Source organism: Flavobacterium sp., assembly GCF_046293665.1.
Lineage (GTDB): Bacteria > Bacteroidota > Bacteroidia > Flavobacteriales > Flavobacteriaceae > Flavobacterium.
Genome location: NZ_JBKBOL010000001.1, coordinates 88,548 through 112,619 on the forward strand (window position 1 = coordinate 88,548; position 24,072 = coordinate 112,619).

Annotated in this window: 22 protein-coding genes and 1 riboswitch; of the genes, 8 read left to right on the forward strand and 14 right to left on the reverse strand. The window is 36.6% G+C overall.

Features of this window, described 5'->3' with window-relative positions:
• The first annotated feature begins 56 nt into the window (after positions 1 to 56).
• A complete protein-coding gene (locus ACK4R1_RS00350) occupies positions 57 to 476 on the forward strand; it encodes a hypothetical protein (RefSeq protein WP_409682060.1) in 420 nt (139 codons plus the stop codon).
• Between the two features lie 34 nt (positions 477 to 510).
• Here the strand turns inward: ACK4R1_RS00350 and ACK4R1_RS00355 are convergent, their stop codons facing one another.
• From ACK4R1_RS00355 to ACK4R1_RS00380, 6 genes are all read right to left on the reverse strand, one after another.
• Complete coding sequence (locus ACK4R1_RS00355; protein ID WP_409682063.1) at positions 511 to 2,700, reverse strand: TonB-dependent receptor; 2,190 nt, start codon at positions 2,698 to 2,700, stop codon at positions 511 to 513.
• 79 nt (positions 2,701 to 2,779) lie between these two features.
• Positions 2,780 to 2,873, reverse strand: a riboswitch (TPP riboswitch).
• Positions 2,874 to 2,974: 101 nt separating this feature from the next.
• The gene (arfB, locus tag ACK4R1_RS00360) at positions 2,975 to 3,376 is read right to left on the reverse strand and encodes an alternative ribosome rescue aminoacyl-tRNA hydrolase ArfB (RefSeq protein ID WP_409682066.1); all 402 of its coding nucleotides are present in this window, start codon (positions 3,374 to 3,376) and stop codon (positions 2,975 to 2,977) included.
• A complete protein-coding gene (locus tag ACK4R1_RS00365; protein WP_409682069.1) occupies positions 3,366 to 4,964 on the reverse strand; it encodes a DUF4301 family protein in 1,599 nt (532 codons plus the stop codon). Before ACK4R1_RS00365 ends, arfB begins: the two co-directional genes overlap by 11 nt.
• Positions 4,934 to 5,545, reverse strand: coding sequence for a nicotinamide riboside transporter PnuC (gene pnuC, locus ACK4R1_RS00370; protein ID WP_409682072.1), 612 nt, complete (start codon positions 5,543 to 5,545; stop codon positions 4,934 to 4,936). Before pnuC ends, ACK4R1_RS00365 begins: the two co-directional genes overlap by 31 nt.
• Positions 5,545 to 6,258, reverse strand: a complete 714-nt coding sequence (locus ACK4R1_RS00375) for a geranylgeranylglyceryl/heptaprenylglyceryl phosphate synthase (protein WP_409682075.1) — start codon at positions 6,256 to 6,258, stop codon at positions 5,545 to 5,547. The genes pnuC and ACK4R1_RS00375 overlap by 1 nt, the downstream gene beginning before the upstream one ends.
• A complete protein-coding gene (locus ACK4R1_RS00380) occupies positions 6,258 to 6,929 on the reverse strand; it encodes a 4'-phosphopantetheinyl transferase family protein (protein WP_409682077.1) in 672 nt (223 codons plus the stop codon). Before ACK4R1_RS00380 ends, ACK4R1_RS00375 begins: the two co-directional genes overlap by 1 nt.
• A gap of 139 nt (positions 6,930 to 7,068) precedes the next feature.
• Here ACK4R1_RS00380 and ahcY point away from each other — a divergent pair, with 139 nt between their 5' ends.
• Entirely contained in the window at positions 7,069 to 8,385 is a 1,317-nt protein-coding gene (gene ahcY / locus ACK4R1_RS00385; RefSeq protein ID WP_409682080.1) for an adenosylhomocysteinase, read from the forward strand.
• A gap of 463 nt (positions 8,386 to 8,848) precedes the next feature.
• On the opposite strand, the gene rpmA is transcribed toward ahcY, so the two are convergent.
• The gene (rpmA, locus tag ACK4R1_RS00390; RefSeq protein ID WP_121311976.1) at positions 8,849 to 9,109 is read right to left on the reverse strand and encodes a 50S ribosomal protein L27; all 261 of its coding nucleotides are present in this window, start codon (positions 9,107 to 9,109) and stop codon (positions 8,849 to 8,851) included.
• Positions 9,110 to 9,128: 19 nt separating this feature from the next.
• On the reverse strand, positions 9,129 to 9,569 hold the full coding sequence (rplU, locus tag ACK4R1_RS00395) for a 50S ribosomal protein L21 (protein WP_409682083.1): 441 nt from the start codon (positions 9,567 to 9,569) through the stop codon (positions 9,129 to 9,131).
• Between the two features lie 226 nt (positions 9,570 to 9,795).
• Here rplU and ACK4R1_RS00400 point away from each other — a divergent pair, with 226 nt between their 5' ends.
• Entirely contained in the window at positions 9,796 to 11,121 is a 1,326-nt protein-coding gene (locus ACK4R1_RS00400; RefSeq protein ID WP_409682086.1) for a M16 family metallopeptidase, read from the forward strand.
• Between the two features lie 13 nt (positions 11,122 to 11,134).
• Positions 11,135 to 13,189 (forward strand): M16 family metallopeptidase, encoded by a 2,055-nt coding sequence (locus tag ACK4R1_RS00405; protein ID WP_409682088.1) that lies wholly within the window; start codon positions 11,135 to 11,137, stop codon positions 13,187 to 13,189.
• Between the two features lie 84 nt (positions 13,190 to 13,273).
• Here the strand turns inward: ACK4R1_RS00405 and ACK4R1_RS00410 are convergent, their stop codons facing one another.
• Entirely contained in the window at positions 13,274 to 14,140 is an 867-nt protein-coding gene (locus tag ACK4R1_RS00410; protein WP_409682091.1) for a DMT family transporter, read from the reverse strand.
• A 100-nt stretch (positions 14,141 to 14,240) separates the two neighbouring features.
• On the opposite strand from ACK4R1_RS00410, the gene ACK4R1_RS00415 reads away from it, so the two are divergent.
• Positions 14,241 to 14,615: a heavy-metal-associated domain-containing protein gene (locus ACK4R1_RS00415; protein ID WP_409682093.1), complete on the forward strand. Its 375-nt coding sequence runs from the start codon at positions 14,241 to 14,243 to the stop codon at positions 14,613 to 14,615.
• An 81-nt stretch (positions 14,616 to 14,696) separates the two neighbouring features.
• On the opposite strand, the gene gldD is transcribed toward ACK4R1_RS00415, so the two are convergent.
• The 4 genes from gldD to mutY are packed head-to-tail and all read right to left on the reverse strand — an operon-like array spanning position 14,697 to position 18,117.
• Positions 14,697 to 15,266 carry a gliding motility lipoprotein GldD gene (gene gldD, locus ACK4R1_RS00420; protein WP_409682096.1) on the reverse strand — a complete coding sequence of 190 codons (570 nt, stop codon included), beginning with the start codon at positions 15,264 to 15,266 and terminating at the stop codon, positions 14,697 to 14,699.
• Positions 15,267 to 15,272: 6 nt separating this feature from the next.
• Positions 15,273 to 16,568: a gliding motility-associated protein GldE gene (gene gldE, locus ACK4R1_RS00425; protein ID WP_409682099.1), complete on the reverse strand. Its 1,296-nt coding sequence runs from the start codon at positions 16,566 to 16,568 to the stop codon at positions 15,273 to 15,275.
• Between the two features lie 25 nt (positions 16,569 to 16,593).
• A complete protein-coding gene (locus tag ACK4R1_RS00430; RefSeq protein ID WP_409682101.1) occupies positions 16,594 to 17,031 on the reverse strand; it encodes a single-stranded DNA-binding protein in 438 nt (145 codons plus the stop codon).
• A 45-nt stretch (positions 17,032 to 17,076) separates the two neighbouring features.
• Positions 17,077 to 18,117, reverse strand: coding sequence for an A/G-specific adenine glycosylase (mutY, locus tag ACK4R1_RS00435; protein ID WP_409682104.1), 1,041 nt, complete (start codon positions 18,115 to 18,117; stop codon positions 17,077 to 17,079).
• 103 nt (positions 18,118 to 18,220) lie between these two features.
• Here mutY and ACK4R1_RS00440 point away from each other — a divergent pair, with 103 nt between their 5' ends.
• The 3 genes from ACK4R1_RS00440 to ACK4R1_RS00450 all read left to right on the forward strand — a co-directional run bounded on the left by ACK4R1_RS00440 (position 18,221) and on the right by ACK4R1_RS00450 (position 21,582).
• Positions 18,221 to 18,544, forward strand: coding sequence for an HU family DNA-binding protein (locus tag ACK4R1_RS00440; RefSeq protein WP_284653805.1), 324 nt, complete (start codon positions 18,221 to 18,223; stop codon positions 18,542 to 18,544).
• A gap of 405 nt (positions 18,545 to 18,949) precedes the next feature.
• Positions 18,950 to 20,494 (forward strand): Rne/Rng family ribonuclease, encoded by a 1,545-nt coding sequence (locus tag ACK4R1_RS00445; RefSeq protein WP_409682107.1) that lies wholly within the window; start codon positions 18,950 to 18,952, stop codon positions 20,492 to 20,494.
• Between the two features lie 257 nt (positions 20,495 to 20,751).
• Positions 20,752 to 21,582, forward strand: a complete 831-nt coding sequence (locus ACK4R1_RS00450; RefSeq protein ID WP_409682109.1) for a T9SS type A sorting domain-containing protein — start codon at positions 20,752 to 20,754, stop codon at positions 21,580 to 21,582.
• A gap of 25 nt (positions 21,583 to 21,607) precedes the next feature.
• Here ACK4R1_RS00450 and pbpC read toward each other — a convergent pair whose 3' ends face one another.
• Positions 21,608 to 23,983, reverse strand: a complete 2,376-nt coding sequence (gene pbpC / locus ACK4R1_RS00455) for a penicillin-binding protein 1C (RefSeq protein WP_409682112.1) — start codon at positions 23,981 to 23,983, stop codon at positions 21,608 to 21,610.
• Positions 23,984 to 24,072: the final 89 nt, after the last annotated feature.

Here is a 24,072-nt window from a genome sequence, read left to right on the forward strand (position 1 = left end):
CATGTCAAAGTTAATTAATTTAAATTTGTTTCGCTATAGTAATTAAATAAATTTACATGAAAAAGATAATCGCTTTATTATTAATGTTGCCTTTTGCCTTTGGATGCGATGGTGGAAGCATTAATAACCGTAATCCCAACATTCCGAATTATACGGTTTATTTGGAAATCAACATGAATTTGCCGGGCTACAGCAGCTTACTATTTCCAAGCAATCATATTGTTAATTATTCTCAAGGTGCTCGTGGCGTTGTTATTTTTAATACCGGTAGTGGTTATGTCGCTTTTGATTTAGCATGTCCAAACCAAGATTTTGCCAGTTGTACTTCGGCAATGACTATAAGTGGTATTGAAGCCACTTGTGATTGTGACGATACTGTTTACAATTTATTTTCCGGTCAAAGTCCGGGACAACAATATCCTATGAAACAATATCGTGTTGATATCAACGGAAGCACATTGATTGTAACCAATTAAAAAAAGCCGAACAAAAAAATGTTCGGCTTTTTTTTTAGAATTTCAAAGTTAGCCCCGCCAAGAAGTTGATTCCGGCTTGAGGATAAAATCCGGCACCTTCTAGGGTTGTTACGGCTCCCGGATTGCTCCAATCGTCATCGTAAGTATAGAAATAACCATTAGATTCATATTCTAAATCAAACAAATTGTTGACCAAGGCAGAAAACACAATTGACTTCAATCCTTTGTTGATTTTCCATTCATAAGAAACGTTCAAATCATTCACAAAGTAAGCCTCCAGCTTAGAATTTTCCGAATCGATATTGCCCATGTACTGTTCGCCTACAAACTTAGACAGCAACGAAATTTGAAAATCTTTTGTTGGCAAGAAAGTAATTCGGTTTCCGGCCACTAAATTTGGGGAAAAAGCGATATCGGTATTGCCTAAATTTTGCAAAACACCATCTCTTTGAAAATAGAAATCACGGTTTTTATTTTGGCTCAAAGTAATATTTGGATTCAGGATTAATTTATCCGTAATCGCGATTACCGATTCAATTTCTAAACCTACACGGTAACTTTTACCGCTATTGGTAAAAATTGGCGATCCAACATCATTTAAAGCACCTGTCAAAACCAACTGATTCAAGTAGTTCATGTAAAACGCATTGGCAGTAACTTTCACTTTTTTCGAGTTGTATTTCCACCCAAATTCATAATCAAATAAGCGCTCCGGTTTTATACTTCCGTTTTCGTAATCATCTCGTCTTGGCTCTTTATTGGCAATACCGAAATAACCATAAAACGAGTTTTTATCATTTAAATCATAATTCAAACCAAATTTTGGGTTAAAAAAACGAAATGTATCATTGACATCATTAAATCTGAAACTGGTGGCTTCGTAAAAGACCATTCTGTACTGTAAATCGGCAAAGACATTGAGTTTCCCGATTTGTTGAGAAGCTCTGGCATAAAAGTTCACATCGTCTTTGTTCCCTATGTTGTCATAGTAACGGTTAGTATTCGGCACATAATATTGCGTCCAAACGACTTCTCCGAAATGATCGCCCAAATAACGATTTGCGGCTCCGCCAAATAAAACATCCGTTTTAGCGGTTTTGTAATTCAATGAAAAAGTAGCGCCAAAAAAGTCATTATCGAGCCATCGTTTTCGAATTAAATCTGAAATTGCATTGCCTTGAAAATCGGGCAAATTGTAATCAGCTAAGGTTTCGTCTTCTCTATATTGCTTAAAATATCCTTTCCCTATGGTATAATGCAATGCGGTGTTGGAAATCCATTTTTCAGACCATCTCTCAGACCAATGCAATTGAAAATGATTTTGTACGTAATTATCCGTTTCGTCATCGTAAAACTTCATGTTTCCGTTTTCGTCAAAATACATTCCTGCCGGATTGAATGTTCGGTCATTCTCTAATTGCTCAGGATCTTCAATTCCGTACCACGCTTGATATGTCTTTTCTTTTCCACCAAAAGCGAGTGCTTGAATCAAAGTAGTTTTGGTTACATAATTGGCATTAAAAAAATACCCGAAAAGATTAGAAGATGCCCTATCAATAAAACCATCAGAAGCTATGTTGGAAAATCTCGCATTCATTTCAAAGTTGTTATGCAATCCGGTTCCGAAAGCTAAAGTGTGTTTTCGAGTGCCGAAACTTCCGGCAGAATTAGCGATTTCGGCATACGCTTTTTCCTGATAGGACTTGGTTTGCATGTTCAAACTCGCCCCAAAAGCTCCGGCACCATTCGTTGAAGTTCCGACACCGCGTTGCAACTGAATACTTTCTAAAGACGAAGCAAAATCGGGTAAATTCACAAAGAATGTTCCTTGGCTTTCGCTATCATTAAAAGGAATACCGTTCAAAGTCACATTGATCCGCGAACCATCGGCACCACGAACTCTCATGTACGTATAGCCAACCCCATTTCCGGCATCGGTTGTAGTAACGACCGAAGGTAGATAATTGAGTAAAATAGGGATGTCCTGCCCTAAATTTCGCGGCGCAATTTCTTTCTTGGAAAGATTGGTAAAAGTAATTGGGTTTTTGCCTTTGGCTCTGACAGCCGAAACCGTTACTTCCTCGAGCTGGTTGACTTTGGTGGAGTCATTGGGTTTCTCTTGTGAAAAAGAGAGAAAAGAAAATAGAAAATAGAGAATAGAAAATAGAACTGTCTTTGCTCTTTTTTCTTTGTTCTTTGTTCTTTTTGTGAATAAAGTTTTCATTCGTAAAATGTTACGAATAAAAGGGGTAATTATTCTTGGTTAAAAAATTAAATTGATACTCTTGACAGGACAAACGTGCACTTTTATCTTGTCTAATCCCTAAACAGCATTACCTGTTCTAGGTTCGTTGGGTATAATCTCAGCTCGTTATTTAGAGCACCCCTTTGAGACGCGGCAAAGATAGAGAAAGTATTAAGATGGAAGTATTAAGTATTAAGATTTTTTATTTTCTTCTATATTTTTTGTCTTAATACTTGATACTTTGTAGTTAATACTAAAAATGTGGCTTTCTCCTATTCTGCTTAATTTCTGAAAGATTGCGTTTGGCTTTGATTCTTTTCTCTATTACGGAACGTGGAATTTTGGTGGCTTTTCTTTTTTGGGGAACAATCAAAGATTTATTGATTAGTTCTAAAAAGCGTTTGGTAACTATGGTTTTATTTTTAAGTTGGCTTCGGTCTTCGTCGCAGTTTAAGATTAAAATTTGTTCAGAAGTTAATCTGGTTGCCAATTTAGTTGAAAGCAATTCTTTTTCTTCTTCTTCAAGTGCTTTAGAATTTTTCAAATCAAAACTCAAAACTACTTTAGAAGACACTTTATTGACGTTTTGACCGCCGGCACCTGAACTTCTAACGGCTTTAAATTGAAGTTCCGTTAAGATTACATCAGTTTTCATATTGAGGTTGGTGTGCCGGTTTAAGTAAGTCGTTTACGGTTTTCACCGGATTGAAAGTTACTAATGGAACTTCGACAAAAACGGTAATCCACTTGGCCATGGCACCATTCCATAATCCCGGTAATTCGTAGCCTTTTATTTCTTTTCCCTTATTGTTTTTGTGTACAATAAAACCTGTGCTTTGGTCAACAAATTGGGTTAAATCAAACTTCTGTCCTTGATAATTTTTAGTGGCACAAACCAAATCCACCGGATTAAAATGGGTGGCTTTCGACAAAATTCGAACTTGGTCCAAATTATGACTGTCTACTTGAGAACTTTCTACAATTTGCAAAGAAACATTGCCTTTGAAACTTCTTACCCAAAATGGTCCGCCGCCCGGTTCTCCTTCGTTTTTCACCATTCCGCAAATGCGAATCGGTCGGTTTAATTTGTTTTTGATATAATCGATTTTGTTCTCTAAAGTGTATTTATAGAAATCTTCCAATACATCGATGTTCAGCTTTTGTTTCATAAAGTCGATTATACTGGCAATGTTTTCTTCTTTTACTTCATTACGATCAATGGCCGTCAGAATTTGGAAAACTTGATTTTGCAATTCCAGTAAAACACCAGCCAATCCCTTTTTATAAAGGGCAATTTCTTCTATGTGATTTTGAATTACATTGTCAATATTTTTAATAAAAATCACATCGGCATCCAAATGATTCAAATTATTGATTAGCGCGCCATGCCCTCCCGGACGAAAAGTCAAGGCACCATGCTCATTGCGAAAAGGCTGGTTGTTCATATCAACCGCAATTGTATCGGTGCTTTTGTCTTGATATGAATAGCTTACATTCAGTTTGGTTTTCGATTTGGTTTCTACTTTTTCTTTGACATCATCAATTACTTTTTTGAATAAATTCTCGTGGTTTTCCGAAACCGTAAAATGCAAATGGGAAACCGAATTCGAAGCCGCATAAAAAGCACATTCATTCAAATGTTCTTCAACCGGTGTGGCAATGTGGGTGTCATATTTATGAAAATCGAGGACTGCTTTAGGCTTGTTAGCAAAGTCAAAATGGTCATTAGCCAACATTAATTTGATAAACTGATAACTTTTTTCGTGGCCTTCCAGAGAATAATAATTGGAGTGAAGCTGTTTTATTTTGGATTTAACTTCTTCATAAAAGGGAAACTTTTCAATTCCGGCTAAAAAAGTCGGTAGGTTTTTATCTTTTTTGCGATTGATATAAGCGTTTATCGTTTCATTTTCGTGGTCGAATTCATTTAAAAATTCGTTTAAAAATTTAAACATTCTACTCGCCGCACCTGAAGCCGGAACAAACTTTTTGAGCTTAAGACTTGCTTTTTTTTGGTCAAAAAAAGTGGCTTGTTTTTGAAACTCTTCGCTCGTTAATTTTACAATTCCGTCAGCAATCGTGGCAGGTCTTTCCAAATAAATTTTAGGAATTCCGGATTGAAACAATAAAAGTTCGCTTTCAATTTTATCCAAGGAAATACCTTGCAACTTGATTTGCTCAAAGTCGGCTGGAGTAAACCCGTATTTTTTGGCTAAACTTTCTTTTGTAAAATTCTCTTCCATTCTAAATAGCCGTAAATGGCAATAATTGTAAAAATTAAATATTGAAGTGACAGCATTCCCAATCCTCTGTAAGCAAATAACGGGACAACTATTAAATCACCAATAATCCATAAAGTCCAGTTCTCTAATTTTTTCAATGCCATGTACCACATTGCTGTAAAAAAAAGACCGGATGTAAAAATATCAATATAATTAGGAATTTCAAGTTTGTAATCAAAAAACTTGTAAACCATATACGTGACAAACATGGTCATCAAAAACAATACGATGCCAATAATCTTTTCTCTTGTATTGGTTCTTGAAATTTTTAAATCGGGTTCTTTGGATTTAGATGCCCATTTGTACCAACCATAAATACTCATAATTGAATAGTAAGCATTCATGGTCATATCCCCAAAATAGCTTGCTTGGTATAATAGATAAGTGGTAATTATGGTAGCGATCAAACCGGTTGGATAAACTAAAATATTTTCCTTTCTGGCATAAAAAACACTCGCTATTCCGAATACAAATACTAAAACCTCCAACACAATTTGAGTTGTGGAAGCTTCTTTATATTGAGAAAGTAAAAATTCGAGCATTAGTCAAAAAAGTTTAGGTCATTTTCAAAAGCCGTACCGATGACTACCATATCTGCTCCGGCGTTAAATGCGTCTTCAATTCCTTTTTTAGAACGAATACCTCCGCCAACAATCAACGGAACAGTAATTCTTTTAGAAACTTTTGCAATCATATCCAATGGAATGGCTTTTTTGGCTCCGCTTCCGGCTTCGAGATAGATTAATTTATTCCCTATTAATTCTCCGGCTTTGGCGGTTTGGGCAACATAGTCGGAATTATTTCGGTCTAAAGGTTTGGTTTTGCTGACTCTTTCAACTGCGCTTTCGCTTCCGCTTTCGATGAGAATGTAACCGGTTGAGATGATTTCTAAGTTGGTTTTTTCTAATAAAGGAACGGCCATAACTTGTTGCTCAATCAAGTACTCAGCATTTCTTCCTGAAAGTAATTGTAAAAACAAAATCCCATCGGCTTCAGCAGAAATTTGTGTTGAATTTCCGGGAAATAAGAGGATTGGTAAGCTTGTCTTTTCCTTCAACAAAGTGATCAATTCACACAAATGATTGCCATCAAAAGAACTTCCTCCGACCAAAATATGGGTTGCCGGCGACGAATTGATTTTGTTTACTAAACCAGCAAGAGAATCAACCGTTAACTTATCAGGATCCAAAAGGATGGCTAATAGTTTTTGTTTTTGATATTGGGCTTTTAGTATTTCTTGGTAAAGGTCTCTCATTATTTTTTTTCACCCGAGGCAATCCCGGAGCTTCGGGAGAACGGAACGGAGTTAAAAGCACACACAAAAGCATAGTTTTCGATAAAATCAAAAAGAATATCAAAGTGTTCTACTTGGTTATTAAACCTTAATTCGACAGTACATTTTTTATCAACTAGATTAAAATCATTCTCAAAAATATGGTCTTTGAAACTGATTCCGATTTCGTTTTTAATTTTAAACACGGATTCTTTGATACCCCAAACTACTGTGGCTTTTCTTAGCAAATCATCTTCTGAAAGATTGACCAAATGAGAAATATCCATAAATCTTGGGGCTAGTTTCACGGTTTTGTCTTTTAGAATTTCCAAATCGGCTCCAATGTTGACCTCACTCAAAACTATCACTGAAAATTCATTAGAATGCGAGATGGAAATGTGTTTGCCGTCTTTTAAATTGGGTTTCCCGAATTCGTCGTAATATAAATCAAAATCAGTGTAGCCGGCTTCCATCAGCAATCTTCTTACGCTGAGAAACCCTTTTTGATGGCTTTCGGCTTTCATGCCTTCTAGTCTGGCTAATGAAACATCTTTTAACGCTACACTGCGAAACAGTTCATCGAAAGATTCGGTGATTTTCCAAACATACAAATGTGTCGTTTCGTTTAAAGCTTTGATTTTTAGTAACGGCATGGGTAATTTTAAATTATCTGGTTGTTTTTCAGAAAATTAAGCAGCTAAACAATTCACAAAAAAACAAAAAACGTTTTTTTAATTCTATCCTATTGTGTAATTTTGCACCACAATTTAAAAAAACAAATATACATAATAGATGAGTACACAAACATTACCTTTTGTAGCTTACAAAGTTAAGGATATTAACCTTGCGGCTTGGGGAAGAAAAGAAATCGAATTGGCAGAAGCTGAAATGCCTGGTTTAATGGCACTTCGCGCTGAATATGGTGCAAGCCAACCTTTAAAAGGTGCTCGTATTGCAGGATGTCTTCACATGACTATTCAAACGGCGGTTTTAATCGAAACTTTAATTGCTTTGGGAGCAGAAGTTACTTGGTCCTCTTGTAACATTTTCTCCACTCAAGATCAAGCTGCTGCTGCGATTGCTGCTGCGGGAATTCAAGTGTACGCTTGGAAAGGTTTGGATGAAGAGTCTTTTGACTGGTGTATTGAACAAACCTTATTTTTTGGGGAAGACAGAAAACCATTGAACATGATTTTAGATGATGGTGGAGATTTAACCAATATGGTTTTTGACCGTTATCCTGAATTGATTCCTGGTATCAAAGGTTTATCAGAAGAAACTACGACCGGAGTTCACCGCTTGTATGAAAGAATGAAAAACGGAACCTTATTCATGCCGGCTATCAATGTAAATGACTCGGTTACTAAATCTAAATTCGACAACAAATACGGTTGTAAAGAATCAGCAGTAGATGCGGTTCGTCGTGCTACTGATATCATGTTGGCCGGAAAAAGAGTAATCGTTTGTGGTTATGGTGACGTTGGTAAAGGAACTGCGGCTTCATTTAGAGGTGCAGGTTCTATTGTTACCGTTACTGAAATTGACCCGATTTGTGCTTTACAAGCGGCAATGGATGGTTTTGAAGTGAAAAAATTAAACACTGTAATCAAAACTGCTGATATCGTAATTACTACAACTGGAAATAAAGATATCGTTATGGGAAGTCACTTCGAGCAAATGAAAGACAAAACTATCGTTTGTAATATTGGTCACTTTGACAACGAAATTGACATGGCTTGGTTAAACTCAAACTATGGCAATACTAAAATAGAAATCAAACCACAAGTAGACAAATATACCATCAACGGAAATGATATTATCATTTTGGCTGAAGGTCGTTTGGTAAACTTAGGTTGTGCCACAGGTCACCCAAGTTTTGTAATGAGTAACTCATTTACCAACCAAACTTTAGCACAAATCGAGTTGTGGACTAACTCTGCGGCTTATAAAAACGAAGTGTATATGTTACCAAAACATTTAGATGAAAAAGTAGCGGCTTTACACTTGGCTAAATTAGGTGTTGAATTGGAAACTTTAAATGATGAGCAAGCTGCTTATATTGGCGTTGCTGTTGAAGGACCATACAAACCGGAGTATTACAGATATTAATAAATTACGAATTAGTAATTACGAATTACGAAATTTATAATAAAGAGAAACCCTTGCTGAAAAGTGAGGGTTTTTTGTTTTCCATCTCGTTATATTTGATATTGAGAGGAGACCTGAGGTTGAACGGCATGAAATAAATGCCAATGACCATTCAGTTTTACAATCCCGTTAGGGATGAAATATGGATAGAAAATAAATCATATAAAAGAAAAGTCCCGTTAGGGACGATATCCCAGATACAAAAGACAAATCCTATATAGCCCCGATTGCAGTGGCACGAAGTATAGCGAAAAGCGGGAAAATGGATGCCAAAAATGCCCGAACCATTCGCTCCTGAAAACAAAAAACCCGCTCATTGCTGAACGGGTTTTGTATTTTGATAAGAGTTTGTTCTTATGCTTCGAAAGATTTGATATTAAGAGGAGGAAGCCCAGTGGGCTTCAGGTATACAAGCTTAGCTTGTTTACGCCTCAAAAGGGATCACAGAAACAAAAGATTTGTTGTCTGATTTCTTTTGGAATTTCACTACTCCGGCAACTTTTGCATGTAAAGTATGATCTTTACCCATGTAAACGTTTTCTCCCGGGTTGTGTTTAGAACCTCTTTGTCTAACGATGATATTTCCGGCAATAGCAGCTTGACCACCATAAATCTTAACACCTAAACGTTTCGATTCTGATTCTCTACCATTCTTAGAACTACCGACACCTTTCTTGTGAGCCATGACGTATAAGTTTTAAATATTAGTTGTTTTCTTCTGTTGCTGGAGCTTCAGTAGTTGCTTTTTTCGCTTTTGGCGCTTTTGGCTCTGCTGCTGCTTTTTCAGCTTTTGGTTCTGTAGTTTTCTCAGCTTTAGCCGCTTTTTTACCGCCGGTTGCGCTGATGCCTTCAATTACAATTTGAGTAAGATACTGTCTGTGACCGTTTCTTTTCTTGAATCCTTTTCTTCTTTTCTTTTTGAAAACGATTACTTTGTCTCCTTTTAAGTGTTGTAACACTTTGGCTTCTACTGAAGCACCTTCTATAGCTGGGGCGCCTAAAGTAATGCTACCATTATCGTCTAATAAAAGAACTTTGTCAAAAGAAACTTTTGAACCTTCTTCATTAGTCAAACGGTGAACATAAACCTTTAAGTCTTTGCTTACTTTAAATTGTTGCCCTGCTATCTCTACGATTGCGTACATAACAATGATGTTTAATTAATTTTTTAAGTGTGCAAATATACTACTATTTCTTTTACACGCAACACTAACCCGAAAAAAGTTTGTTCCTATTGTTCAGCCTTTTAGATTAGGAAACCATAAATTTTATTAATTCTAGTGTTTTTGGATAAAAAAAAGTATTTTTGGTGTAACAAAACTAAAGGTTAGTTAACTAACTGAACAATCAACGAAAAAATTTCAATTTTTTATGAAAAAATCATTAATTGCTTTAAGTTCATTGCTTATGCTTGGAGGAACAGCGCATGCTCAAAAGGTAGCTTTTGAAGAGTACGATTTGCCTAATGGGCTACACGTAATTTTACACAATGACCCATCGGCACCGGTGGTAATTACGTCTGTAATGTACCATGTAGGTTCTAAAGATGAAAACCCTGAAAGAACAGGATTTGCTCACTTTTTTGAACATTTGTTATTTGAAGGAACCGAAAATATCAAAAGAGGTGAATGGTTTAAAATAGTAACTTCTAACGGAGGAACAAACAACGCCAACACTTCTGAAGACAGAACGTATTACTTTGAAGTTTTCCCTTCAAACAATACCGAATTAGGATTGTGGATGGAATCAGAAAGATTGATGCATCCGGTAATCAACCAAATTGGTGTTGACACGCAAAACGAAGTAGTAAAAGAAGAAAAGAGATTACGCGTTGACAACCAACCTTATGGGAATTTAATTGCCGAGGTTAAGAAAAACATGTTTAAAAATCACCCTTATCGTTGGGCGCCTATTGGCTCTATGGAACACTTGGATGCGGCAACTTTAGAAGAATTTCAGGCATTTAACAAAAAATTCTACACGCCAAACAATGCTGTTTTGGTCGTAGCCGGTCAAATTAACATTGCTCAAACTAAAGCATGGATTGAAAAATATTTTGGCCCAATTCCAAGAGGTGTTGAAGTTAAAAAGCAAACTTTTACTGAAGCACCGATTACAGAAACCATCAGAGCAACTTACGAAGATCCGAATATTCAAAAACCAATGATGGTAGCTGCTTACAGAATTCCGTCTATGAAAACCCGTGATGCTAGAGTTTTAGATATGATTTCTACTTATTTGAGTAATGGAAAAAGTTCTAAATTGTACAAAAAAATTGTTGATGATAAGAAAATGGCTTTAGTAGTTGCCGCTTTCAATTACGCACAAGAAGATTACGGACAATATATTCTTTACGGAATGCCACAAGGAGATTTTACTTCGGCTGACTTAGTAAGAGAAATTGATGAAGAAATTGTAAAATTACAAACAGACCTAATTTCTGAAAAAGATTTCCAAAAACTACAAAATATCAACGAAAGCAATTACGTTGACAACAATGCCAGCATTGAAGGTGTTGCCGAAAATTTAGCCACTTATTACATGTTGTACGGAGATGTTAATTTGATTAACACAGAAATCGAAATATACCGCTCTATCACTCGTGAAGAAATTAGAGATGCTGCCAAAAAATATTTAAATCCTAATCAGCGATTGATTTTGGATTATGTTCCAGCCAAAGACAAAGCTCAAAACTAAGACTCAAAGTATCATGAAAAAAACAATTATAGTATTATCAAGCTTGTTTTTAACCCTAATTATGCAAGCACAAGACAGAACACAACCGAAACCAGGACCGGCACCGGTCTTGAATATCAAAAAACCAACTACTTTTACTTTGCCAAACGGTCTGAAAGTTTTGGTGGTTGAAAATCATAAATTACCGAGAGTTTCTTTTAGTTTAACCATCGACAACACGCCTTATGCTGAAGGCGACAAAAAAGGTGTTGACGAGTTAACCAGTAGTTTAATTGGTAACGGTTCAACTAAAACTCCAAAAGACGCTTTTAATGAAGAAATCGACTTCCTGGGAGCCAGCATTAATTTTTATTCTTCAGGCGCATCTGCCAGTGGCTTATCAAAACATTCCCAAAGAATTTTAGAATTGATGGCTGAAGGTGCTTTGATGCCTAACTTCACGCAAGAAGAATTCGAAAAAGAAAGAGACAAATTAATTGAAGGTTTAAAAACCCAAGAGAAAAGTGTTACCGCAGTAGCCGGAAGAGTCGAAAAAGTTTTGGCTTATGGCAAAAACCATCCTGCCGGAGAATATTTATCTGAAGAAACAATCAACAATGTTTCTTTGGCCGATGTTAAAAACAACTATAGAACTTATTTTGTTCCACAGAACGCATATTTAGTAGTAGTTGGTGATGTTAAAACAAAAGACGTAAAGAAAAGTGTTGAGAAATTGTTTGGTTCTTGGGTAAAAGCTACGGCTCCAAATTTGACTTATTCCAATCCAACCAATGTTCAATATTCCCAAATTAACTTTGTGGACATGCCAAATGCGGTACAATCTGAAATCACGATTTTCAATACCGTTAAATTAAAAATGGCCGATCCTGATTTCTTCCCTGTTATCTTAGCCAACCAAGTTTTTGGTGGAGATTTCAACAGCTATTTAAACATGAACTTAAGAGAAGCTCACGGCTGGACTTACGGTGCGCGCTCAAGTGTAGGTTTTGACAAAAACATCTACAGCCAATTCAGAGCCAATACTCAAGTTAGAAATGCTGTAACGGATAGCGCTGTAGTTGAAGCTTTAAACGAATTGAAGAAAATCAGAACTGAAAAAGTTAGTGATGAAATTTTAAATAGCGTTAAAGCAGGATATGTTGGTCGTTTTGTAATGCAAGTTGAAAAACCGGCTACTGTAGCTCGTTATGCTTTAAACATCGAAACCGAAGGCTTACCGGCTGATTTCTACGAAAACTATATCAAAAATATCAATGCCGTTACTCCGGATGACATCATGAGAGTAGCTAACAAATATTTCTTGGCAGATAACTTACGAATCTTAGTAGTTGGAAAAGCTTCTGAAGTACTTTCAGGATTGGAAAGCAGAAAAATTCCAATTTTCTACTTTGACAAATTTGGTAATCCAACCGAAAAACCAGCCATGAAAAAACCGGTACCTGCCGGGGTAACTGTAAAATCAGTTGTTGATGCTTATGTAAAAGCAATTGGTGGTGACAAAGCAGTGAAATCAGTAAAATCAATGGCGACTGTTGGTTCAACTAGTATTCCTCAAGCACCGATGCCTTTGTCTTACAATTCTAAAATTGATTCAAAAGGAAGAATGATGGTTGAATTGTCAATGGCCGGAATGGGTTCATTAATGAAACAAGTAATCAATGGAAACAGTGGTTATGCCATGCAGCAAGGTCAGAAAAAAGTATTTGAAGGTGAAGAATTAGCTAAAATGAAAGAAAGCGCTGTTTTATTCGGTGAAACTTTACTAGCCACAAAAGCCGGTGTTACCGTAACCGGAATTGAACCAATGAACGGTAGCGATGCTTACACTGTGGTTGATGGTGATACAACGTATTATTTTGATGTTAAAACCGGATTAAAAACTGCCGAAGCTACAACCGCTGACCAAGGAGGACAAAAAATGACTCAAGTTACTTCTTATGGAGATTACAGAGAAGTAAAAGGCGTTAAAGTTCCTTTTAATACCATTATGAATGTTGGTATTGAATTGGACATCAAAATATCTGAAGTTAAAATCAACGAAGGTGTTACTGATGCCGATTTTCAATAGTTGAAAATTATATAGATTAAAGAAAGACCGCTAGAGATAGTGGTCTTTTTTTGTTCTTGAACACTAACAACTGAACACTGAATACTATTTCTTACTCGAAAGATAAACCCCTATCAAAATAATAAAAGCACCAACAAACTGAACCGGCGTCAACATTTCATTGTCTAACAATCCCCAAAAGAAAGCTACTACCGGAATTAAATAAGTTACCGAAGTTGCAAAAACCGGTGAGGAGATTTGGATTAGCTTGTAAAAAAGCACATTGGCAATTCCGGTACCGATAATGCCCAGAATCGCTACGAAAATCATCGCGTGTTGCACTTCTTTTACTTGAACCACCGTAAAGAAATCGGTAAAAGACAAAACGATTAAGGCGGGAAACAACATCACTAAAAAATTTCCAACCGTAATCGTCAATGGTTTTAAATCGGATAAATACTTTTTGATAAAATTCACGTTCATCGCATAACATACAGAAGCAATCAAGACCAAAATTGTATACCAGTAATTCTGATTCGGGTTATGAATCGCTCCGTTGAAAATCAACAGCATGGTTCCGATAAGCCCAACGATTACGCCAAAGATTTGCGTTCGTTTGAAATCCAACCCAAAAACGATCGCACCAAGAATGAGTGTATTTAAAGGCGTTAATGAATTCAATATAGAACTCACCGAGCTGTTAATCTCCGTTTGAGCAATAGCAAAAAGATAAGCCGGTATGAAGGTTCCAAAAAGGGAAGTCAATGCAATATATTTCCATTTGTGTAACGGAATGGTCGTTATGCTTTTAAAACCAACCATCAAAAGAAACAAAGCACAAAAGATAATTCGGAGTGAACCCAATTGAAAAGGATTCAAACTCACCAAACCCTTTTTGATAAGGATAAATGAACTTCCCCAAATTAAGGCAAGTACAATTAAAATAATCCATTTAAACTGTTGTGTCTTCATAGGCAATTATCAGACTTCAAATTTTGTAATTATTTTAAGAATAATAACTTTAAATTTTATTTATTTTTGTCCTCACAAACAAGCAATTAAATTAAATACCATGAATTTCACCAAATCATTATTAACCTTCGGCGTTCTTTCAACACTGCTTTTCAGTTGTAAAGAAACCGGAAGCCAACCTACAAAAGTTGACACCTCAGAAGCTACCACAACAGAACAAAAAGCACCAGCAGTTGTTGCCAAACCGGAAACAGCCAGTTTTAAAATAGACGGTATGACTTGTTCAATGGGTTGTGCCAAAACTATCGAAAAAGAATTAGCAGAGATGAACGGCGTTCAAAAAGCAACCGTTGATTTTGACAAAAAAGAAGCTACTGTTGAATATGATGGTGCCATTTTAACTCCTGAAAAATTATTTGCAACCGTAGAAGCTACCGGAGACGGTACGACATACAAAGTAGTTGCTGCAAAATAAAAAGCGTTTAAGCATCAAAAAAGGAACTCTAATGAGTTCCTTTTTTATTTAGTTCGCTTCGCTCGAGCCGCTCTGTTTGGCCTATTGGTCACGGGTCCATTGAATGGTTTCCATCAACTTTTGCATGTCGTTTTTGATATAATCTGCCGCTGGCATAATCGAGTCAAAATTCGGCTTCGCGTAAAAATAAACTGAACCGGTCACAAAATGTTTAAGGCTATCGGTTGCATAAAATTGAGCATTAGTTGCTGCATTTCCCCTTACTTGATAAAACATCCCATAAACTTTCTTATCAGGATTGATATACGGTTGTTCTAAAATATCATCGGCTTTAATTACGTGTTCGTATGTCAGCTTTTGTGCATCTCTCAATAATTTATTGATGTCACCGTTTACCGTTTTATAAGTCAAATAAATAGTAGCTTTCATTTTAGGATAATTGATGGAAAACCCACAATTTTTATCTTCTTTGATAATGGCATCTTCATTGATATCAAAAGCAATCGGACAATGATTACTAAACGCGGCATATTGCGCCACAGGATAATCCAAACGCAATTGACTGGCAGGTTTAGGCAAAACATCATCTTTACAAGCCGTAAAACTCAAAAGCAAAACCACAGTTAAAAATCCTATTATCTTGTTTGTCATCATCTATTATTCAAGAGTTACTTTTAGTTGTTTGATTCTTTTTTTATCTACTACTTCAACGGTAAAATAGACTGCGGCAAAATGAATCTTTTGTCCCTTTTTGGGAAAATTGCCCAATATTTCTAATATGAATCCAGCTAGTGTTTCTGCTTCACCTTTTCTGTCTTCAAAAGCTTCTTCATCCACTTCTACAATTCGATAAAAATCTTTGAGATTGATCTTGCCTTCGAACAAATAGTTTTTTTCGTCAATTTGGGAGAAATTGATATTCTCATCATCAAACTCATCTGAAATGTCACCTACAATTTCCTCGATTACATCTTCTAAAGAAACCAAACCTGATGTCCCGCCATATTCATCAACTACAATCGCTAAGTGACTTTTCATACGCTGAAAATCTTTTAATAAATCATCCAGCTTTTTATTTTCGGGCACAAAAAACGGTTCGCGCATTAATGAGTTCCAATCAAACTCTTTTTTGTGAATGTGCGGAATCAAATCTTTCACAAAGAGTATGCCTTCAATATGGTCAATACTTTCTCTGTAAACCGGAATTCTGGAATAGCCTTTGTCTACAATTTTTGTATAGATTTCTGCAAATGTTTCATCTATTTCGAGTGCAAATATATCAATTCTCGGACTCATCACTTGCTTGGTATCGGTATTTCCGAAAGACACTATGCCTTCCAAAATCTTTTGTTCATCAAAAGTTGTATCGTCTGTAGAAGTCATTTCCAAAGCTTGAGATAATTGGTCTACTGAAATGTTAGACTTTTGTCGGCCCAATTTATCATGTAAAAAAACAGAAACGGCTCTCATAGGCAAACTAATTGGGGAAAGTAATTGGTCCAAAACGAATAAGGAGCCTACAATAAATTTCGAGAATTTCACATTATTCCGACTCGCATATACTTTGGGCAATACTTCTCCGAAAAGCAAGATTAAAAAAGTAATTAGAATCACCTCAACCACAAATTTGATTAATGTTGATTCTATATCGGCAAAAATCGAATTGCCTACAAAAGAAAATATAATCACTACACCAATATTGACAAAGTTGTTGGCCAGTAAAAGTGTAGCCAATAATTTTTTGGGCTTTTGTAAAAGTTTAGAAATTAAATTGGCCTTGTGCGGGTTGTCATTCCCAAGTTTGGTTATATCATTTTGCGAAAGCGAAAATAAGGCCACTTCAGCGGCAGAAATCATCGCCGAACAAAACAGCAATAGTCCGATAGCAATAATCCCAAAAAGTAAATTGGTATCTAGATTATCTAAAAAAGTAAAACTGGGCTCCGGGTCCAAAGGCTTCTGGGTTGGTTAAACAATATTAAAATGGCAAGTCATTTTCCGGATTTGCCGGATTAGACGCTTCAAAATTACTGCTTTTTGGCTCTAAATTTTGCGGTGCTTTTACGCCTTCCACTTCTTTTTTGGTGGTTAAAAAAGTGAATTCTGTCACTTGGATTTCTGTAGTGTATTTGGTGGTGCCGTCTTCGGCTTGCCATTGGCGCGATTTGATTCTTCCTTCGATGTAGATTTTATCGCCTTTGGACAAATATTTTTCGCATATTTCCGCCGCTTTATTTCTTACTACTAAATTGTGCCATTCCGTAGAAGTGATTTTTTCGTTGGTTTGCTTGTTGATGTAAACTTCATTGGTAGCCAAAGGAAAACGTCCGATGCAATTGCCCCCTTCAAAATAGTGCATCTTTACTTCATCACCTAAATGACCAATTAGCATGACTTTATTTAAGGTACCATTCATCTTTTAGCTATTTGTTTTCCTCAAATTTACAATTTTTTTTGAAAATTAAAACCTTTCTTTTTCAATAAAATTAAAAATCACAATTGGAAATGGCATTTTTTTCGCTGATTCCCAGTTAATTCCGTTTTCAAGTTTTCCTTTCACTTCTATTTTCCAGAAATTGATATTCAGATGTTGGTGGGTTAATTTATGAACCGTAGTTTCCGAATTGTACCAATATATATTGAGTACTTCATTGGTCACAAATGGTTGGTTTTGCATCAAATCAAATAGTGCTGTTTCGGTCATTTCGGTATCGGTTTCTAATAAAGGAAACTCATATAAGTTGTGCCAAATGCCTTTTTGTGTTCGTTTTTGTAACAAAGTATTTTCGATTTCATCCGAAAAAACCAAATAATTAAAATGACGCACCTTTACTTTTATCTTTTTTGATTTCACCGGAAGCATCGCTACTTTCTTCTTTTGCAACCCCGCACAACTGTCATTAAAAATACAATTCCCGCAATCCGGATTTTTAGGTGTGCATTGCAATGCTCCAAACTCCATGATGGCTTGGTTGAACAAATTGGCTTGTCCTTTGGGTAATAATACAGCCGCTAAATTGGTAAATTCTTTTTTGGCGCCCGAAGAAGCAATATCTGTTTCCACGTCGAAGTAACGCGACAAAACCCTATAGACATTACCATCAACTACCGGAACGTTTTCATTATAGGAAAACGAAGCAATAGCCGCTGCGGTATATTCGCCTATGCCTTTTAATTTTAATAATTCGGTATAACTTTTCGGAAATTCTCCATTGAACTCAAAGGCTACTTGTTGTGCGGTTTTGTGCAAATTTCTCGCTCGAGAATAATACCCCAAACCTTGCCACAGTTTCAGCACGTCTTCTTCTGAGGCTTTCGCCAAATCAAAAACAGTTGGAAACGCTTCGGTAAAACGCAAAAAATAAGGCAATCCTTGTGCAACTCGAGTTTGTTGCAGCATAATTTCAGACAGCCAAATAAAATAAGGATTAACTGTATTTCGCCATGGCAAATCACGTTTGTTTTGTAAATACCATTGGACTAGAGATTTAGAGAAATTCATAGTTAAATTATCGTTTACAAAAATAAAAGTTTATGTTATTAAATTTTAATAGATTATGCTTGAAATATTGTTTTTTTAATTCATATATTTGCAACCTCAAAAAATTACACATAATATTAAAATACGAAACAAAATGACGAAAGCAGATATCGTAGCGAAGATTTCAGAAAAATTAGGTCTTGAAAAAGGAGATGTTCAAGCAACAGTTGAGGCATTTATGGAAGAAGTGAAAACTTCATTAGAAACTGGTGACAATGTTTATTTAAGAGGTTTTGGTAGCTTCATTATCAAAACAAGAGCTGAAAAAACAGGAAGAAACATTTCTAAAAATACTACTATCAAAATTCCTGCTCACAACATTCCGGCATTTAAACCTGCTAAAGTATTTGTAGAATCAGTAAAAACCAATACTGAAGTAGCAGTATAAAACTTATTTATTAATCACTAAAAGACGAACTTATGCCAAGTGGTAAAAAAAGAAAAAGACATAAGGTAGCGACGCACAAACGTAAAAAAAGAGCGAGAGCTAACCGACACAAAAAGAAAAAGTAGTTCTAAACTACTTTTCTTTTTTTAAAAAAAGTTCATTGAAATCGAGATTCAGTAAGCAGTTTACAGTCTCAGTACACAGTCATCCTTGCCAACTGAAAACTGTGACTGCCAACTAAATTTCACCGGGTAATAAACAATACCTGTTAAAATGTTTAATCCATCCCTTCAAAGGGTTTGAAAGTTTCAAGTTTAAAGTTTCAAGTTAACTCATCTGAGAACAACAACTTGAATCCTGAAACCTGAAACCTGAAACTATTTGAATCGGATAAAAATTTACAACATGAATAAAGAGTTAATCATCCGTAGTGGTGACAATGCTGTAGATTTTGCCTTATTAAAAGATGGAAAACTAATTGAATTACACAAACAGGAAGACACGAGCAACTTTCAGGTAGGTGATATTTTTATCGCCAAAATCAGAAAACCTGTGGCCGGTCTAAATGCTGCTTTTGTAAATGTAGGCTTTGAAAAAGATGCCTTTTTACATTACCATGATTTAGGGCCAAACTTGGCTTCTTATTTGAAATTCATAAAACTTGTAAGCGCAGGTAAACTAAAAGATTTCTCCCTAAAAAACTTTCAGTTTGAGAAAGAGATTGATAAAGATGGTGCCATATCAGACATTCTGAGCGCCAATCAATCGGTATTAGTTCAAGTAGTCAAAGAGCCTATTTCTACTAAAGGACCAAGAATCAGCACTGAGCTGTCATTCGCAGGTCGATTTGTAGTATTGGTTCCGTTTTCTGACCGTGTTTCTATTTCGCAAAAAATAGAATCCAAAGAAGAAAAAGACCGTTTAAAAAAACTAGTACAATCTATCAAACAAAAAGGTTTTGGTGTTATTGTGAGAACAGTAGCAGAAGGCAAAAGCATAGCCGAATTAGAAAAAGATTTGCAGAACTTAATGAATAGATGGACTGCAATGTGTAAAAAATTACCAACTGCTCATCATCCGTCCAAAATATTAGGAGAGCTTAACAAAGCTTCTTCGATATTACGAGATGTATTCAATGATACTTTCACGAGTATTCAAACAGATGATGAAGAGTTGTACCAAGAAACAAAGGACTATTTAGCCGAAATAGCGCCCGAGAAACAAAAAATAGTAAGGCTTTACCAGTCGAAAGACGTGCCATTGTTTGAGAAATACCATATTGAGCGACAAATCAAAACTTCTTTTGGGCGCACGGTATCCATGAGTAAAGGAGCTTATTTGATTATAGAACACACCGAAGCTTTACACGTTATCGACGTGAACAGCGGCAACCGTTCTAACAAAGCCACCAACCAAGAAGATACCGCTCTCGAAGTCAATATGATTGCCGCTGCCGAAATCGCACGACAATTGCGTCTACGCGACATGGGTGGTATTATTGTAGTTGATTTTATCGATATGCAAAATCCAGACAATCGCCAAGTCTTGTTCAACTTCCTTAGAGAAGAAATGAGCGACGACAAGGCCAAACACAAAATCTTACCGCCGAGTAAATTTGGATTAGTCCAAATCACTCGCCAACGCGTAAGACCTGAAGTCAATATTGAGACCCGAGAAGAAAATCCGAACAATTTGAGCGGTGATGTAGATGCACCAATTCAAATCATCGACAAGATTAACTTCTCCCTCGAAAAGATTATCAAAGACCACAAAAATGTGAAACTTAACGTTCACCCTTTCGTGGCAGCATACCTTAAAAAAGGTTTTCCATCATTGCGCTCAAAATGGTTTTTTGAGCACAAAAAATGGGTGAAAATCATACCTCGTGACGCTTACACGTACCTAGAGTATCATTTCTTCGACAAAGACGGAAATGTGATCAAAGAATAAAAGAAGAAACCGCCTTTCGTGAGACTGGCGGTTTTTTTGTGCCTAAATTTATCGTTTAAAGATGTCACACTGCACCGATAGCTATCGGGAGTCGAAGTGTTTTTATAAGGGAGCTATTTCCGGCTATACGCTATATCTTTTTCGTTAGTTCGATTGCGATGACAACCACATATCGAAACACGAAAAAGGATACCGCTTCTATCCGGGCTAGGGTTTTGCGTTAAAGTTCGTATATTTGATTTCGTAAATCATTCATTATGAACAAATTTTACTTTCTCATCGTTTTTGCCTTTGTACGACTTGTAGCTTCTGCTCAAACGCTAAATATACCCGATGCTAATTTTAAAGCAAAGTTAGTTCAGGCAAGTACAGTTAATGTTATTGCTTTAGATTTATCAGCTCTCGCAATCAAAATTGACACTAACGATGATGGTGAAATCCAGCAGAGTGAGGTATTGGGCGTACGAACGCTTTTTTTAGACTCTTCTAACATAAGTTCCTTTGAAGGAATTCAATACTTTTCAAATCTAAGTGATTTAAGATGTTCCAACAATCTTATGACTGAATTAAATCTTTGTGGCACGGCAGTAGCTGTTCTCTTTTGTATTGACAACCCAAATTTAACGAGTATCATTTTAAAAAACAATGTAATTTCAGAAACCATATGGATAGAGCCTCCGTTTCCTCCTTTTTGGGTTTGGAATTTACCGTCGCTTCAATACGTTTGTACTGACGTTGCTAAAATGGCAGAAGCTCAAATGTATTTTACTACAGCTACAACTAACACTATAACATTCTCCTCAGATTGCAATATCTCTGACTGCTCCAGTTTATTAAATTCTCCTAATAATGTACCCGGTTTTACAGTTTCCGTTTATCCAAATCCAGCAAATACAAAATTGAATATTACACTTCCTCAAAGCATAAATCTAAAATCAATTAGCATTTACAATACCCTAGGTCAATTGGTACAAGTAGATACAAATCCAACAGAAACTATTGATGTCTCAGGATTAAAAACGGGAAGTTACTTTATTAAGATTATAAGTGATGAAGGAACGGCAAGTTCTAAGTTTATTAAACAATAAAAAAGCCCCGAGGATTCGGGACTTTTTAATCCTTAATAATCTCCACTCTTCTCTTAATCTCATTCCCAAATTCATCCGCCACCGTAATATAATGAATTCCGGTTTCGGCTTCAATCTGCATTTCGTGGAAAGTTTGGGTCGTGCCTTTGTATTCATTGTCGACATACCAATACAACTTCGCTTCCCGATTGGAATGCGCGACTTTTAAAATCACTGGTTGGACATTACTATTGAAATCTTTGGCCAAATAAATCTTACTGTTGGTTTTTGGGTAAATAAAATCCATCGCGGCTTTTTGGTCTTGCTGACAATCGGCTCTAAATGGTGGTAGCGGTTTGTAATCAATGTGTAAACTCTTGTAATACCATTCCATCACCGGTGGCAACACAAACCATTTTTTGGACACCATTTTATCCACATCCTCACAACTGCTGTTCACTCTGAATTGTTCCAAAGCATCCAAATGCACCAATTTATGATAAGGACAAACTGTGGTTTTTTTGCCTCTTCGTGTGATTAATTGTTTGGTTTTCGGGCAATCGTCTTGGGCTAAATGACCGCTTAAACTGCAAACCTCAGCATATTCCAAATCATTCAACGGCGGTTGGAACCATTTTTTTCTCGGCAACAAATTAAAGACATCAAATAATATTGGTGCGGCACTTCCAACACCGGTTAATTCCGGTCTGCCTTCGCCATTGGCATTGCCCACCCAAACGCCAACGACATACCGAGAATTCGTTCCAATAGCCCAAGCATCGCGGTTCCCGAAACTGGTTCCGGTTTTCCAAGCGAGTTCCAACGAAGAATCATAAAACTTCCAGGCTTCATCGCCTTCCGGTCGGTTGACTTCTTTCATCGCATTATAAGTCAGATAAATCGAACCGGCTCCGAAAATGTTTTTTTGAAAACTGTCGTCTCCATATTCTTGTTCAAAACCATTGATATAATTCAACTCCGTGAATTCTTTAGTTCGGTATTTCCCACTCGAAGTATTGAAATAATTAATCGTAGCCGACATATTCGCGTAAGCGCGACACAAATCCCATAAATTGCTTTCGGCACCACCCAAAATTAACGACAAACCATAATGATCGGGATGTTGGTTGATGTTTTTGAGTTTTAATTTCTGCGTCAATTCATAAAAATTATGTACGCCGTGTTCTTGTAACATCAACACCGAAGGAATATTCAGCGAGCGCGACAAAGCCCGCCGCGCCGGAACCGCTCCGTCAAACGTAAGATTAAAATTCTGTGGTGTATAACCTGAAATCTGCGTCGGGATATCGGCAACCAACATGTTTGGCAACAATTCACCTTCATCTAGCATCGAAGCAAATAACAGCGGTTTTAAAATACTACCGGTACTTCGCGGCGCACCAATAATATCGACATCTTTGTCGTGGTCTTTGTCCGTTGGCGAATTGCCCACATAACTAATCACATTGCGGTTTTGAATGTCGATGACCATAATCGCCATGTTGTGTACTTCGTTTTGTTTGTACTGATTGTAATACTGCTGCGCGATTTGGTTCACTCGATTTTGCAACGAAATATCCACTGTCGTTTTGATGCGTTTGCCTTCGTCGGTTTTCGCAATTCTTTGCAACAAATGCGGCGCAATTTGAGGTAGATTATACGGTTTTTGAGGCAGCGGTTCTTTGATAGCCAATTCATAGGTCAGCTTGTCGATGATTTTTTCGTTGTAGAGTTTGAGTAACAAATTATTACGCTTGCGCAATAACTTCACTTGGTTTTTCCCGGGATAAATCAAACTTGGCGCATTCGGTAAAACTGCTAAAGTTGCGCTTTCCGCCCAAGACAATTGATATGATTGCACGCCGAAATACCGCCAAGAAGCCATTTCCAAACCGACAACGTTGCCACCATAAGGCGCATGCGCTGCATACAATTCTATGATTTTTTCTTTGGAATGACGAAATTCTAAACGCGTTGCCAAAATCATTTCGATTCCTTTTTCGAAGTACGTTCGTTTTTTATTTTTTCGTGATAAACGAATGACTTGTTGGGTTAAGGTACTTCCGCCACGAACGACTTTTCCGGCGCTTCTATTCTGCTGAAAAGCTTTGACCATCGCCACCGGATTGAATCCCGGATGATAGTAAAAATGTTCGTCTTCGAAATAAACAATGCATTTTTTAAACTTCTCAGGGACGCTATCTTGAGCCGGAAAACGCCATTGTCCGTCGCGGGCTATCTTGGCCGCTAACAGTTCGCCATCGCTGCTTTCAATTACGGTGGCGTAAGGTTCTTGGAATAAAACCCGTGGCAACGAAAAGTAATAGACTAACAGCAGTATAAAAAACACAGCTGATTTCTTTGGGTTGCGTTTGATCCAATTCAGTAGGCGTTGCCATAACGCTTTTAGTTTTGCTTTCATTTTGTTTACTACAAAAGAAAATTAACCGCAAAGTTCGCAAAGTGTTACGCAAAGCTCGCAAAGAAAAAACATTCCATTGCGAACTTGGC